12 protein-coding genes and 1 pseudogene are annotated in these 13,096 nt (G+C 69.1%); 6 read left to right on the forward strand and 7 right to left on the reverse strand.

The features are described from left to right. Window positions 1–111: 111 nt before the first annotated feature. Window positions 112–1,325 (reverse strand): annotated as a pseudogene (locus AB5J56_RS02000) (RNA-guided endonuclease InsQ/TnpB family protein). Window positions 1,326–2,034: 709 nt separating this feature from the next. Continuing rightward, a complete protein-coding gene (locus AB5J56_RS02005) occupies window positions 2,035–2,613 on the reverse strand; it encodes a TetR/AcrR family transcriptional regulator (protein WP_369229376.1) in 579 nt (192 codons plus the stop codon). A 194-nt stretch (window positions 2,614–2,807) separates the two neighbouring features. Here AB5J56_RS02005 and AB5J56_RS02010 point away from each other — a divergent pair, with 194 nt between their 5' ends. The 6 genes from AB5J56_RS02010 (at window position 2,808) to AB5J56_RS02035 (ending at window position 9,234) form a co-directional block, all read left to right on the forward strand. Then, window positions 2,808–3,626, forward strand: coding sequence for an oxidoreductase (locus AB5J56_RS02010; protein ID WP_369229377.1), 819 nt, complete (start codon window positions 2,808–2,810; stop codon window positions 3,624–3,626). A 50-nt stretch (window positions 3,627–3,676) separates the two neighbouring features. Beyond that, complete coding sequence (locus AB5J56_RS02015) at window positions 3,677–4,528, forward strand: alpha/beta fold hydrolase (RefSeq protein ID WP_369229379.1); 852 nt, start codon at window positions 3,677–3,679, stop codon at window positions 4,526–4,528. A gap of 36 nt (window positions 4,529–4,564) precedes the next feature. Further along, window positions 4,565–5,743, forward strand: coding sequence for a low temperature requirement protein A (locus tag AB5J56_RS02020; RefSeq protein WP_369229381.1), 1,179 nt, complete (start codon window positions 4,565–4,567; stop codon window positions 5,741–5,743). Between the two features lie 239 nt (window positions 5,744–5,982). Beyond that, window positions 5,983–6,642 (forward strand): response regulator, encoded by a 660-nt coding sequence (locus tag AB5J56_RS02025; RefSeq protein ID WP_369229383.1) that lies wholly within the window; start codon window positions 5,983–5,985, stop codon window positions 6,640–6,642. Between the two features lie 336 nt (window positions 6,643–6,978). After that, window positions 6,979–7,989, forward strand: a complete 1,011-nt coding sequence (locus AB5J56_RS02030; protein ID WP_369229385.1) for an alpha/beta fold hydrolase — start codon at window positions 6,979–6,981, stop codon at window positions 7,987–7,989. Between the two features lie 411 nt (window positions 7,990–8,400). Further along, the gene (locus tag AB5J56_RS02035; protein ID WP_369229387.1) at window positions 8,401–9,234 is read left to right on the forward strand and encodes an enoyl-CoA hydratase/isomerase family protein; all 834 of its coding nucleotides are present in this window, start codon (window positions 8,401–8,403) and stop codon (window positions 9,232–9,234) included. Between the two features lie 10 nt (window positions 9,235–9,244). Here the strand turns inward: AB5J56_RS02035 and AB5J56_RS02040 are convergent, their stop codons facing one another. From AB5J56_RS02040 to AB5J56_RS02060, 5 genes are all read right to left on the reverse strand, one after another. Beyond that, on the reverse strand, window positions 9,245–9,520 hold the full coding sequence (locus AB5J56_RS02040; RefSeq protein ID WP_369229389.1) for a hypothetical protein: 276 nt from the start codon (window positions 9,518–9,520) through the stop codon (window positions 9,245–9,247). A gap of 135 nt (window positions 9,521–9,655) precedes the next feature. Continuing rightward, window positions 9,656–9,844, reverse strand: coding sequence for a hypothetical protein (locus tag AB5J56_RS02045; protein WP_369229391.1), 189 nt, complete (start codon window positions 9,842–9,844; stop codon window positions 9,656–9,658). Window positions 9,845–9,849: 5 nt separating this feature from the next. Further along, complete coding sequence (locus AB5J56_RS02050) at window positions 9,850–10,425, reverse strand: DUF5994 family protein (RefSeq protein WP_369229393.1); 576 nt, start codon at window positions 10,423–10,425, stop codon at window positions 9,850–9,852. Between the two features lie 515 nt (window positions 10,426–10,940). Beyond that, window positions 10,941–11,822 (reverse strand): hypothetical protein, encoded by an 882-nt coding sequence (locus AB5J56_RS02055; protein WP_369229395.1) that lies wholly within the window; start codon window positions 11,820–11,822, stop codon window positions 10,941–10,943. Window positions 11,823–12,104: 282 nt separating this feature from the next. Beyond that, window positions 12,105–13,016 (reverse strand): alpha/beta fold hydrolase, encoded by a 912-nt coding sequence (locus AB5J56_RS02060; protein ID WP_369229397.1) that lies wholly within the window; start codon window positions 13,014–13,016, stop codon window positions 12,105–12,107. Between the last annotated feature and the right edge of the window lie 80 nt (window positions 13,017–13,096).

The following is a 13,096-nucleotide window of genomic DNA, read 5'->3' on the forward strand; positions in this document are numbered from 1 at the left end:
CTCAGCGCGTAATGGGATGGCGATGATGTTCGGGCAGGCACGGTTCCGCTCGGTTCCCATAGGCCTCAACAACACGTGACTCCTCCTCGGCGTGGACACCGGGGCTTCTCGCTATGCCGGTGGGGCGTCGCGACGGGCCAGCCCGGCCCGTAGAACGTTGAGGGCGCCCACGGTGTCCGCGTGTGCCTGGTGGCCGCACGAGAGGCAGTGGAACTTCTCCTGGGTGGGCCGGTTCTCCGCTGCGACGTGCCCGCATGCGGGGCAGGTCCGGGAGGTGTTGCGGGGGTCCACAGCGATCACTTCCCGTCCGGCGCTCTCAGCCTTGGCGTGCAGGATCGTCAGGAACACCCCCCATCCGGCATCCGAGATCGACTGGTTGAGCCCGGCCTTCGCTGCGGCCCCGTTGGGCAGGAAGCCGCCCGGCTGGTCGGGGTCGGGCTGCGGCTTGGGGGCCTTGACCATGGTGCGGATCTTGAGGTCTTCGTGCGCGATGACGTCGTGCGCACGGACCAGGCCGAGGGCGGTTTTGTGTGCGTGATCGAGCCGTTGGCGCCGGACTTTGCGGTGCAGGTCGGCGACCTTCTCGACGGCACGGCGGTGGTGGGCGGTGCGCTGGTCGCGGCGCACCCGCGGGAACCGGGCGAGGGCCTGCTGCGCGGCTTCGAGCCTCGCAGCAGCCTTGCGTCCGTGACGCGGGTTGGGCACGAACTCGCCGTTTGAGTCGGCGAGGAAGTTGGCTATGCCCAGGTCGATGCCGATCACACTGCCGGTCGCGGGCAGCGGTTCGGGCTGCGGCTGCTCGGCGGTGAGGATGACGTACCAGCGCCTGCCCTCACGCTTGACCGACACGGTCTTGACCTTGCCGACCACCGGCCGGTGCTGGTGGACCTTGACGTGCCCGACACCCTGAAAACGGACACGGGTCACCGGGTCGTGCGGGGTGGAGTCCCACCGGCAGCCGTCACCGTCCTTGGAGAAGCCACCGTGTTGAACCACATCGCACCACGAAAACGCGGATAACCGGGCGCCTCACCGGACTTGACCCGACGGAAGAACCCGGCGAACGCCTTGTCCAGACGGCGAAGCGTGGCCTGCTGCGAGGAGAACGACCAGCGGCCCTGCCGTTCCGGATCGAACGCCCGGATCTCCTTGAGCTGCGCGGACTGCATCCCGTACCTGATGCTGGTCTTCGAGACCTGCCGGTAGGCGTCGCGGCGTTCCTGCAACGCGCCGTCATAGAGCGAGCAGTGATCGCGCAGCATCTCGCCGAGGGCCTGCACCTGGCGGACGGTGGGCCGCAAAAGGAACTTGTACGCACGGATCATCCGGCCCACCCCCCTTCGCTCCCTGTGTGATCAACCTAGCGAAGGCCACTGACAACGCAGCGAACTCCGGCGCTTCGCGCCCCCGGGCCTAGGATGCGTTTCCCTCCCCGGCTGAAGCCGGGGATACCCACGCAAGATCAGAGATGGAAACCAGCGCCGTGCCCGCTCCGCTCTGCGGGGAGCCTTGCCATACAACGGGCATGAGGCCACATCACTCACGAAGAGGCTGGCCGCCGAGACGGACGCATCCCCGGCCGCCGACACCGTGCTGGTCGGCCACAGCCTTGGCGAGGTCAACGTGCGGCGTCAGTGGGGGTTGGCTCGCCCCCGGTGCTGGGCAAGGCCGGATACGCAGGGCCACGAAGCGGGCGTGCATCCGCTTGCGGCCCGAGTGACCGGTGCCGGGCCGGGAGCCCTCCCGCCACTGCACCGGACGCCGGGTCCTGGTTGTCGGGGCTGGTGGGCTTCGCCGTACTGTCGCTGGTGTGCGCCGCCGCCCAGAACGAGGGCTGGCTGATCGCCAGCCGGGTCGTCCAGGGCGCCGCCGCGGCCTTCATCTTCCCCCCTGGCCGTCGTCACCGCCTACTTCCAAGACGACCGCCAGGGCCGCGCCGTGGGCACCGTCCTCGCGTTCAGCGCCATCGGCACCGCGCTCGGGCTCTTCGTCTGCGGTGCGTTCGCCGAGCACGTCGTACCGAGCGGTTGTGGCTCAGCCGCGTGGTCCTGCGCCGTGCAGGAGTGTGTCGATGACGAGTGTGGCCTGTGCATCCGGGTCCTGGGCAGCTGGATCCTTCTCTGCGCCGGGCCTGTTGAGGGCTTCGCTGAGGAGGGCGTAGTACACCTGCCGCGTCCACTCCAGGTCCGCGTCCGGGGCGAGAAGCCCCTCGCGCTGTGCCCGGTGAAGGAGTTGGACGGTGTGGGCGTCGATCTCCTCCCAGAGTGCGGCTGCGGCGGCGGTGTGGGCCGTGGCGTGGCTGAGGGTGTACCGCCAGGTGTTCTTGACCTGCATCACGTTTGCGGTCACCCGGTACAGCGCCACGAGCGCGGGAGCGGAGTCGGGCCGGGCTTCCTCGATGGCGTCGATGAGCTGCTGCTTCGCGGAGACGGCGAGCGCCTCGAGCAGCGCCTGCCGGTTCGCGAACCGGCGGTGCACCGTGATCCTTGTCAGCCCCGCCGCCTCGGCGATCTGCTCCATGGAAGCGCCGGCGTCCTGGGCGAGGACCCGCTCGGCCGCCTCCAGAATCGCGCGCACACTGCGCTCGGCATCTGCCCGCAGTGCTCGGCCCATGTCTGTCTCCTGTCTGGTCGTTCGCTACCTGGTCCTTTATAGAGGATACGCGAGCGCTACGAGTATCCCATTAATTGATGCTTCAATGTTGCCTCTACTTCAGAAGCTGATACATTGATGAAACCGATTGAGGGTCGCCGGAAGCGACCTCTCCGCGGCATCGCACACGCGATCCCATGAGTCAGGAGTTCGAAATGGCGACGACAACACGACCGGTAGCCCTCGTGACGGGTGCGTCCTCCGGCATCGGAAAGGCGGCCGCCCTCGCGCTGGCCGCGGCGGGCTACGACGTGGTCGGCACCAGCCGCAACACCGCGCACGTCACCCCCGTGAAGGGCGTGAGCTTCCTCGGCCTCGACGTGACCAGCGATGATTCGGTGACCGACGCGGTCGGAGAGGTGATCGACCGGTTCGGGCGGATCGACGTCCTGGTCAACAACGCGGGTATCGGCTCGGCGGGCGCCGCCGAGGAGTCCTCCGCCGCGCAGGCGCAGGGCCTGTTCGACATCAACGTCTTCGGCGTCATCCGCATGACCAACGCCGTCCTGCCGCACATGCGCGCCCAGCGCAGCGGACGGATCATCAACATCTCCTCCATCGTCGGCTTCATGCCGCAGCCCTACATGGCGGTGTACGCCGCCTCCAAGCACGCTGTCGAGGGCTACTCGGAGTCCGTCGACCACGAGGTGCGCGAGTACGGCGTACGGTCCTTGCTCGTCGAACCCGCCTGGACCAACACCGCGATCGACGCGGCCAGCGTGCGGCCCGACCAGCCCCTGGACGTCTACGCCAAGCGGCGGCTCGCCTTCGAGGAGTACATGGCTGGCGCGGTCAAGGGCGGCGACGACCCCGCCGTCGTCGCCAAGGAGATCGTCGCGGCGGCCACCGACGCCAAGCCCAAGCTGCGCTACACCGCCGGCGCCATGACCGGACGCGTCCGCACCATGCGCCGCATGGTCCCCTCCCGCATGTTCGACCAGCAGCTGCGCAAGCTCAACCACCTGCCCGCCTGACGACTCCCAGAAGACCTCCACGACACATCGACAGGAGAGCGAACCCCGCCATGAGCACATACATTGCAGACGCGGCCGAGGACCTCACCGTGGAAGGACCCTCCGCGACGTTCACCTACCGGCGCATCGGCCCGCGGGGCGGTGTCCCGCTGGTCCTGCTGAACCGGGTCCGGGGGACCCTCGACTGGTGGGACCCGGAGTTCCTGGACCACCTCGCCGCCAGCCATGACGTGATCGTGTTCGACAACGTCGGCACCGGCTACACCACCGGCACCCCGCGCGACTCGGTCGAGGGGATGGCCGACGGCACCGTCGAGTTCATCGAGGCTCTCCGTCTGCCCCAGGTGGACCTGCTCGGCTGGACGCTGGGCGGCACCGTCGCCCAGCACATCGCCCGCCTTCGGCCCGATCTCGTGCGCAAGCTGGTCGTGGCGGCCGCCAACCCCGGCGGCACGGTGCCCGGCGCTCCCGACCCGGACCCGAAGGTGCGGGCCACCATGGCCAAGCCCGAGACCACCGGGGACGACCTGGTGTTCCTGTTCTTCCCCGAGACGGACACCGGACGCACCGCCGGGCACGCACACCTCGCCAGGGTGGCCACACGGCTGGCCACCGGGCTCCCCGACGTGTCCGAGGCGGCGGCCCTGGGTCAGATCGCCGCGATCGCTAAGGACGCGTCGATCCCCTTCGAGCAGGTGCGAGCGGACCTGGCGAGCATCAAGCAGCCCGTCCTGTACGCGACCGGCATGCGGGACGCGATGATCCCCGCCCTGGCCTCGTACACCGCCGTCCAGCACGCCACCGACGCCACCCTCGTCGCCTACAGCGACGCCGGCCACGCCTTCCTCTTCCAGCACGCCAAGGACTTCGCGGCCCAGGTGACGGCCTTCCTCGCCGACTGAGCACCGCCGTGAATCCGTCCAACTAGGAGATTCGTCGTGGAGTTGACCAGCGTTCCGGCACGCCGGGAGGTCACCCCGCTGGAGTTGTTCTTCGACCTGGTCTACGTCTTCGCCATCGGTCAGCTCTCGCATCAGCTGCTGGTCCACCCGACGTGGACCGGCGCCGCTCAGACGCTCGTGCTCTACCTCGCCGTCTACGCGGCGTGGGCGTACACCACCTGGGCGGTCACCCTCGTCCCGGCCGAGGACCCGCGGACCCAGCGGATGCTGCTGGCGGTCATATTCGCGGGGCTGTTCATGAACGCCGCGATCCCGCGAGCCTTCGGCGACGCCGGGTGGGTCTTCGTCGCCGCCTTCCTGCTGATTCACCTCGGCCGGACGGTATGGCTGCTCACCGTCGGCCTCGATCCCGTCAACCAGGAGCATTTCCGCCGCGTCCTGGTCTGGTTCGCCGCCCCCGCCCCCTTGTGGGTGACCGGGGCCGCGGTCGACGGCGGCGCGCGGCTGGCGTGGTGGGCGGCGGCGATCCTGGTCGAGCTGGTGGGCACCTGGGCGGCGCATCCCCTGCCCGGCCGCAGACTGGACTCCCGCGAGGTCACCTTCGCCGGGGGCCACCTGCTGGAGCGCGGACGCCTGTTCGTGATCATCGCGTTCGGCGAGACGGTCATGACCACCGGCACCGCCCTCACCACCGCGCCGTACCAGCCGATGACCCTGCTGACCAGCAGTGTCGCGCTCACCGGCACGGTCGCGCTGTTCTGGCTGTTCTTCAGCCACTCCGAGCGCGTCGTACGGCACTACGAGCGGTCCGAGGACCCGATGCGGGCCGGACGCAGCGGCGTCATCAGCCTCATGGCCTCTGTCGCCGGGTTGATCGCCGTGGCCGTGGCCGACGAACGCGTCATCGCACACCCCGTCGAGCACGCCGGCATCACCACCAGCCTCCTGCTGTTCGGCGGGCCGTCCCTCTACATCGGCGCGCAGACCTGGCACGGGGCAACCCTGTTCGACGACCTGCTCTGGTCACGGCTGCTCGCGCTGTCCCCCCTGGTCATCGGCTGCGCCCTCACGACGACGGCCCCGGCGTACCTGGCGGCCGTCATCGCCGCCGCGATCGTCGTCGCCCTGGCCATGTCCGAAGAGCGCCGTCCGGCGGGTGACGCGCGTGCGAGGCCGAGCTCATCAGCCCCTCAGCTCGCTGACGGGAACATCTGACCTACGGCGCCCGCGGCGGGCCTGCCCGTCGGCAGGGAACATCGGCAGGCCGTTCGGTGAGAGCAGCGCGCCTTTCTCATGCACCCTGTTCACCCCATTCGCCGGGAGGATTCCATGGGCATGCACGCCAGCACTGCCGTCGTCACCGGAGCCGACCGGGGCGTTCGCCGGGCGCTCACCGCTGAGCCGCCAAGCCGTGGCGTGCGGGAGCAGGTGGCCCGGCCCGGGGGCGGAACGCCATGACGCAGGCCGGCGTATTGGTCTGTGACGCCCAGGAGTTGATGCGGACCGGACTGCGCACGGTGGTGGACGGCCAGTTGGATCTCACAGTCGTCGGCGAAGCCGGGGACGGCGAGACGGCTGTGGCGCAGGCACTCACGCTGCGCCCGGACCTCGTCCTCATGGATGTGCGGCTGCCGCGCCTGGACGGCATCTCGGCCACCGCGCAAGTGCACGCCGCCCTGCCCGACACGCGCGTGCTTGTCCTCACCGCCTGTGACCGGGACGAGTACGCCTACGCGGCCCTGCGTGCGGGGGCGAGCGGCTTCCTCCTCAAGGACACACCGACCGCCGAGCTGCTCCTCGCCGTCCGCGGCGTGCTGCGCGGCGATGCGGTGATCGCCCCCTCGGTGACACGGCGGCTGATCGACCGGTACGTCACGGGCGCCGCCGCTCCCCTCGCCGACCAACGCCTCGACGTGCTCTCCGGCCGGGAGCGTGAGGTGCTGGGCCTGGTCGCCCGCGGGCTCAACAACGCGGAGATCGCCGGGAAACTGTTCCTCGGCGAGACCACGGTCAAGACCCACGTGGCCCGCATCCTCGCCAAACTTCGCGTCCGCGACCGGATAGAGGCCGTCGTCGTGGCCTACGAGAGCGGACTGGTTCGTCCTGGCGGATGACCCCGCCGGGCGCCCGGGATGGTTTCCGACGACACCACCGATACCTAGGTTCGGGACATGTCGATCATGCGGGAGTTCCTTCTCCGCCCCCTCTCACCGGCGTCGTCGCTCCCAGCTCCCCCACACGCGCGCAGGCCATGACCTCCCCTCCGGATCCGGACGGAAGGTCACCGGACCCCTCGGGGCCTTCACATCCCTACGGCGGCCGGCCCGGCTCGACGAAGTCGCCGGGTCAGCAATAACTCCACTCCCCGCACCCCGCAGAACATCCGAACGCGGAGCGCGCGGCAGGTTCAACGCGCCGGGGAGTCATCCGGCCCGACTCAAGGAATTGACATGTCTTCCATCAATCGACGTACCCGTATCTCCCGGCGGACCGCGCTGGCGCTGGCCGGCGTGTCGGTCGTCGGGGCCGTCGCCGCCACGGCACCGAGCATGGCCAATGCCGTGAGCAGCAGCCCCAGTGGCACACGGCACTCGGCCGCTCAGACGCAGCACGCGCAGAGCGCGAGCACTGCCCCCAACCTGCGGGTCAAGGCCGCAGGCGGCGTCACCTACCAGTACCGCCGCTTCGGCCACCCCAGCGCCGGCAGTGTCCCCCTGGTCTTCCTGCAGCACTTCCGCGGCACTCTCGACAGCTGGGACCCCAAGCTCATCGACACCATCGCCGCCAAGCGCGAGGTCATCCTCGTGGACAACGTCGGCGTCGGCGGCTCCACCGGCACCACCGCCAGCACCGTCCAGCAGATGGCCCTGGACGCTATCGACTTCATCGACGCCCTCAAGCTGCCCCGCTACGACGTGCTCGGCTTCTCCCTGGGCGGCGAGGTCGCCCAGGAGGTCGCCCTGCGCCGCCCCTGGCAGGTCCGCCGCGTCGTCCTGGCCGCCACCGGCCCCCAGGGAGGAGTGGACCAGCGCGCATCCGACCCCAACATCCTGCAGCGGACCCTGAAGGACAACCCCGGCCCCGAGGACTACCTCTTCCTGTTCTTCAAGCACACCGCCTCAAGCCAGGCCGCGGGAGGCGAGTTCCTGCGGCGCCTCGGGCAGCGCACCACCGACCCCGACGCCCCCTCCGGCCTCGCCACCCGCGACCGCCAGCTCACCGCGTGGTCCGAGTGGGGCATCCCCGACAGGTCCAAGTTCGTCCGCCTGAATGCCCTCTTCCAGCCCGTCCTGGTCGCCGACGGCGAGAGCGACATCCTCATGCCCGCCAAGAACTCCCACCTGCTGGCCAAATACCTCCCCAACGCCCGGCTGCACATCTACCCGGACGCCGGCCACGGCTTCCTCTACCAGTACGCCGTCCAGTTCGGCACCGAGGTGAACACCTTCCTCGACCGCTGACAGCACCTCCGCGGCGAGGCGGTCGCCGGCACCGAGAGCACGGGGACCGCCGGCCGGCGGCCACACCCACGACGCCATCGTCTCCGGACTCCGCGGACCGTCTGCCGCACGAGCGGCTGCGCCGGATCCTCGGCGCAGCCGTCGGCGTACATGCACTGCGCGCTCTCGCCGGTGCACAGGAAGTCGGCGGAGCCGGCACCCGGAAGGCAGCGCCTGACGGCCGGTGAGCAGCCCGTTCGCGACGCCGGCGGCATGACCCACAGCGACGCTCGTGACGGCTCACCTTCCCTCCTCCCCCACGCCGACGACTGCATCCATCCAGGGGACCAGCGTCCTCACCGGCCCGACGAACGCCGACCGCAACGAGCCCCCTCCCCCGGCACGCATCCCCCCTCAGCACTGGAGCACGGCATGACCCAGCACAGCATGTTCAAGATCGAGACCGTGGCGCCGAAGATCCGCAGGGTCACCTTCACCAATCCGCCGGTGAACGTCGTCGGCGCGGACACCGTCGTCCAACTGATCGACGTCGTCGACGAGTTGAGCCGGGACGAACAGGTTCAGGTCGTCGTCTTCGACAGCGGCACGCCCGGATACTTCTTCAACCACGCCGATCTCGGCCAGGTGCCCGAACTCCTGGCGCTGAACGCCGCGGACGGGACCCCGAGATGGGTCGAACTCGTCACCCGCCTGACCAGTGCCCCGTTCATCAGCATCGCCTCCATCCGCGGACGCACACGGGGCGGAGGGGACGAGATCACCCTGGCCTTCGACCTGCGCTACGCCAGCCGCGAGGAAGCCTTCTTCTGCCAGCCCGAGGTCGCGATCGGCATCGTCCCGGGCGGTGGCGGCAGCGACCGTCTGGCCCGGCTACTGGGACGGGACCGCGCGCTCGAAGCGATCCTCACCAGCCAGGACTACGACGCCGAGCGCGCCGAACAGTACGGCTGGGTGACCCGGGCCGTGCCCGACGCCGAACTCGACGCCTTCGTGGGCGGTGTCGCGGCGCGCATCGCGTCCTTCGACAAGGCGTCCGTGCTGGGCGCCAGGGCTCAGATCAACCGGTCGACCCTGCCGCCGGTGGCCGACCTGCGCGCGTCCTGGGCGGAGTTCGCGCAGTCCGTCAACTGGCCGGGATTCCAGGCACGCGTGCCACAGCTCGGGAAGGCCATCGCCGAGATCGGTCTCGACGAGATCGAGCGGAATCTCGGCCACTACGCCGGCCTCATCAACCAGCAGAGATAAACGAGAGGATTCAGCCGTGCTCTTCCTCCTCCTCGGATTCCATGTGCCGGATTCCCTCGTGGGTGAGGGTGACCATCGCGGGGGTGTTGCCCGGTTCCCAGTCGACGGTGATCAGGCCTTCGCCCGCCAGGTAGGTGCAAGCGGCGGCCAGGTCCTGTTCCGGTACGTGGAGGTCGCGCCGCAGTTGCGCCCCGGTGATACCGAGGAGGCGGTTGCCTTCGACAGCTTCGTACAGGACCCGGAGCACCTGGTCGCGGTAGGTCTTGCGTTCCCGCAGTGTGGCCATGACCGCGTCCTCTCTTGTGCGGGGGTGGGCTCCGGGCCCGGGGCTCTCAGATCTCGCCGGAGTGGGCGAGAAGCCGGCGGGTGGGGGCGCCGTGGCGCCCCGCCCGCTGCCCCCGGTCACAGGAAGGTCTGTTCCTCACCGGTCGGCATCCGTGCGGTGGGCTCGACGACCGGTGTCGTCCGGCAGGCCGGGAGGTCTCGGCAGGGGATCGCTGAAGTGGTAGGCCGCGATCCGCGCATCGTGCTGGGCGTTCAGCAGGTGGATCCAGTACATTCCGATGCCGGTTGCCAGGATGCTCAGCGCGACGAGGACGAGGGTCTCCATATCGCTCACCTCCAGGTGCTTCCGGACAGCGACAGGACGCTTCGTCCCATCGGTGTCCCGAAGGGGGACATGCAGGCGCCGCCCTCGCCCTCCCAGGTGGCTTCCCGACGCAGAGCGTCGCGGATGCCGCGCCCGCTGACGGCTTCGTTGGCCATCAGGACGCCTGCGGTGAGGACGCTGCCGGGGATCGCGGCAGCCGCCATCAGGCGGGCCGCGGCGGCGGGCGCGGTCTCGGGCGGGATGACGAGGAGGTCCCAGCGGCCCACGGTGTAGGAGAGCAGGATGAGCTTGTCGGGGTCCTGTTCAGTGAACCAGCCCACGTGCATCTTGTGCCCGTCCACGGCAACCGTGCGCGGCACGCCAGGCCAGCGCATCGGGTTCACTGTGACGCGCGTGACGCGGCCCCAGGGTTCCTGCAGGGCGGCGGCGAGCGGTGGGAGCTCGGCTTCGAGGTCGCGGGAGTAGGGCCACCAGGCGCCGTCCAGCTGGCCGGCGAGGGTGGTCTTCGGGGTGAGGGACAAGCGTGCCGGGAGCTGTGTGGCGAGGTCGCGGGGCGCGGTCCGGTCGAGGGTCGTGGTCATGATGCGGACCTGCCCCCGGACTGCCCGTCGGCAGTCCGGTTTTTAGGCGATCGCCGGAAATGACACCCGCATGAAAGCGGGTGCGCGAAGTACTTCCGGTGCTTTCATTGTACGCCTGTTCCATGAGTAATGGCCGGTGTGACCAGGTACTTTCCGATGGACCGAAGCCCGCCGCTACATGGGCATCGAACTCCTCGCCAAAGCCCGCCTCCACCCGATCGAGTCAGAAACCGACGAGACCGCCCTGCCCACAGAACTCACCGCATAGCCTCAAAACGAGATCACCGAGTGGCCGTCACTACACCACTCCCGCGGACGTGACCGCGCTGCTCTTCGCTCCCCAGTGGGTTCCCGTTGCCAACGAGGGCCGGGCCGTCACCGCCCACACCTCCAGCGTGTCCTCGAACGCGTACGCCTGGAGAGGATGTCTATGAGGGTAGGCCAGGCTGATCGGCGACGGATCGACGGGCAGCTGGACAATATGGGGAGCCACAATGGTCACCGTGCCACCGCGGTCACCGTCGCTTGCGCCCGCGCGGGGACGGCGACGGGATGTCTATCGGCTGGGTGGTCAGGTACCAGGCGTCGCTGACGCCGCCGACCAGCAGGAAGCCAGGACGGGGCAGGCGCAGCGTGGCGCGCCCCTCACCCTTCGCGCTCCAGTAGTCATTGCCGGGAGTGTCCTTGGGCCACGCGGGCGGTCTGCATCGGCAGGTCAAATCGCCCTCTCCGCACTGGCACACGTAGCGGACTATGCAGTGAGCTTCATTCTGGAACTGGATGGTGAGCAGTGCAGGTCCACCGGTGTAATGAAGCACCTCGTTGGTGTGGCCACGATGCTCGGGGGCGAGCACGGTCGCGGCCGACAGCGGAGCGATTCGGATCGACCAACGGTCCACGCCTTCTCGGGCAGTGACCCGCAGGTGAGTGGCGTCCTCCCGCAGATAGACCCGGCCGTGGTACTCACCGTGCAGGGCCGTGATCAGGCTGATGCCTGTTTTGGTCAGGTCCTCGGTGCGTATCACGGGCTCAATGTCGAAAGGGCCGTGACCAGTGACATCGATCTCCAGAAGAGCAGGGCGGCCGGGCTCGGGACGGTCGATGAGGATCTCGGTTTTACCTTTGCCCTGCCCCGTGGACACATAGCGTTCGCCGGTACCGGTGAGCGGCTCCGGGTGTACAGGGGCAGCGAGGTGTGTCGGGAGGGCGTCGATCGGGACGGGTCGGCCATGGCGCCGGGCATCGAGACGGATCATGGCGGCGCGGCCATCGTGCAGGGCGGTCAGCGCGTCGGATGCCGTACGGGCCGCACCCGCCCGGTCGTACGCGGCCAAGGCCGCCCGGTACTCCTCCAAGACCGCGGGCGTGGCATCAGTACCGTCGACGTCGAACTCCAAGGCGACCACCTCCTCCCCGTAGGCAGTCACCGACTCCTGTACATCCTGGAGTTCGGATTTCTCTACATCGTGGAGCTTGGCCGTAACTGCCCGGAGACGCCTTAGCGGGTACAGCCCGCCTACACCCAAGCCAAGCAGGAAACACGCCACGTAACCGATCACGTTCGGCATCCTCGCACGGGCATCCGACACTCAGCTTGACCAGGGCAGGCCCCCCGGCCATGGGCTGGGGACGTCGCCCAAATGAGACTGTCCTGGCCCCGTCGGCGTGGGCGGCGATTGTCATTCGACGGATGCCATGAAGTTCAGCATCCTGCGGTTGATCTCCTCGGCGTGGTCAATCTGCGGCCCGTGGCCCGTGTCAGAGATGATCTCGGCTCGGGCGCCGGGGACCAGGCGCGGCACCCGCTCCGCCTGCCGCTGCGGATGCACGAGGAGGCTTCGCTTGCCGAGCACCAGATAGAGCGGAGTCTGGATGGTGGACAGCTCCTCCTCGGACAGGGGAAGCGGGGCCGGGCGGCGTATGCGGTAGGCGCGAACGGCCGTTCTGATCATCGTGCGCAGCTCCGGCATGACGAGGACCGGCTGTTCCAGCCAGGCCGCCAGCCGCGGGCGCAGTGCCTTGGGCGCGAAGGTCGCGAAGAGGCCGGCGAAGATCCAGACGAAGAAGCGCAGCCCCACTTTCTCCAGGCCGCCGGGGTCGAGCAGCGTGACCGAGGCGAGGCGACCGGGCCTGCGGTGCGCTTGGTTCAGGGCGAGCCATCCGCCGTAGGAGGTGCCGACGAGGTGCACGCGGTCGAGGCCGAGTCCGGCGAGGGTCTCGTCCAGCCACTGCGCGGCGCGCTCGGGTTGGTGGACCGATTCGCGCTGCACGCTGCGGCCGGGATCACCCGGGGTGTCGATCGCGTAGACCGGGCGGTCGGCACTGAGGGCGAGGGTGTTCGGGTACCACATGGCGGAGCAGGAGCCCGCTCCGTGTACCAGGACGACGGGGGTGCGGGATCGAGCGGCCTCGTTCACGGAGCCGTAGCGGTAGACGTGCGTGGTGCCGAAGGACGTCTCTACGTCCTCTTCCGCAAGCGCGGGTGCGCCCAGTGCATAGACCGCGTCGCAGGCCGCGAAGTAGCGGTCGCGCCAGGCATCGCTCACGTAGCGGCCTATGTCGGCTCGGGCACGGACAGCAGTCTTGGACACGGGCACCTCCGGATCTCATTTTCGTGATACGAACGTACCACCATTTTGGTACGCCTGTATCATTAAGGTCCCACTGGGCC

The organism is Streptomyces sp. R21, from assembly GCF_041051975.1.
Taxonomy (GTDB): Bacteria; Actinomycetota; Actinomycetes; order Streptomycetales; family Streptomycetaceae; genus Streptomyces.

Bases quoted from the DNA above. Each gene is read 5' to 3' on its own strand.
- AB5J56_RS02005 (WP_369229376.1), bottom strand. From the start codon at position 2,613: ATGGGCCGAGCACTGCGGGCAGATGCCGAGCGCAGTGTGCGCGCGATT.
- AB5J56_RS02010 (WP_369229377.1), top strand. From the start codon at position 2,808: ATGGCGACGACAACACGACCGGTAGCCCTCGTGACGGGTGCGTCCTCC.
- AB5J56_RS02015 (WP_369229379.1), top strand. From the start codon at position 3,677: ATGAGCACATACATTGCAGACGCGGCCGAGGACCTCACCGTGGAAGGA.
- AB5J56_RS02025 (WP_369229383.1), top strand. From the start codon at position 5,983: ATGACGCAGGCCGGCGTATTGGTCTGTGACGCCCAGGAGTTGATGCGG.
- AB5J56_RS02030 (WP_369229385.1), top strand. From the start codon at position 6,979: ATGTCTTCCATCAATCGACGTACCCGTATCTCCCGGCGGACCGCGCTG.
- AB5J56_RS02035 (WP_369229387.1), top strand. From the start codon at position 8,401: ATGACCCAGCACAGCATGTTCAAGATCGAGACCGTGGCGCCGAAGATC.
- AB5J56_RS02040 (WP_369229389.1), bottom strand. From the start codon at position 9,520: ATGGCCACACTGCGGGAACGCAAGACCTACCGCGACCAGGTGCTCCGG.
- AB5J56_RS02045 (WP_369229391.1), bottom strand. From the start codon at position 9,844: ATGGAGACCCTCGTCCTCGTCGCGCTGAGCATCCTGGCAACCGGCATC.
- AB5J56_RS02050 (WP_369229393.1), bottom strand. From the start codon at position 10,425: ATGACCACGACCCTCGACCGGACCGCGCCCCGCGACCTCGCCACACAG.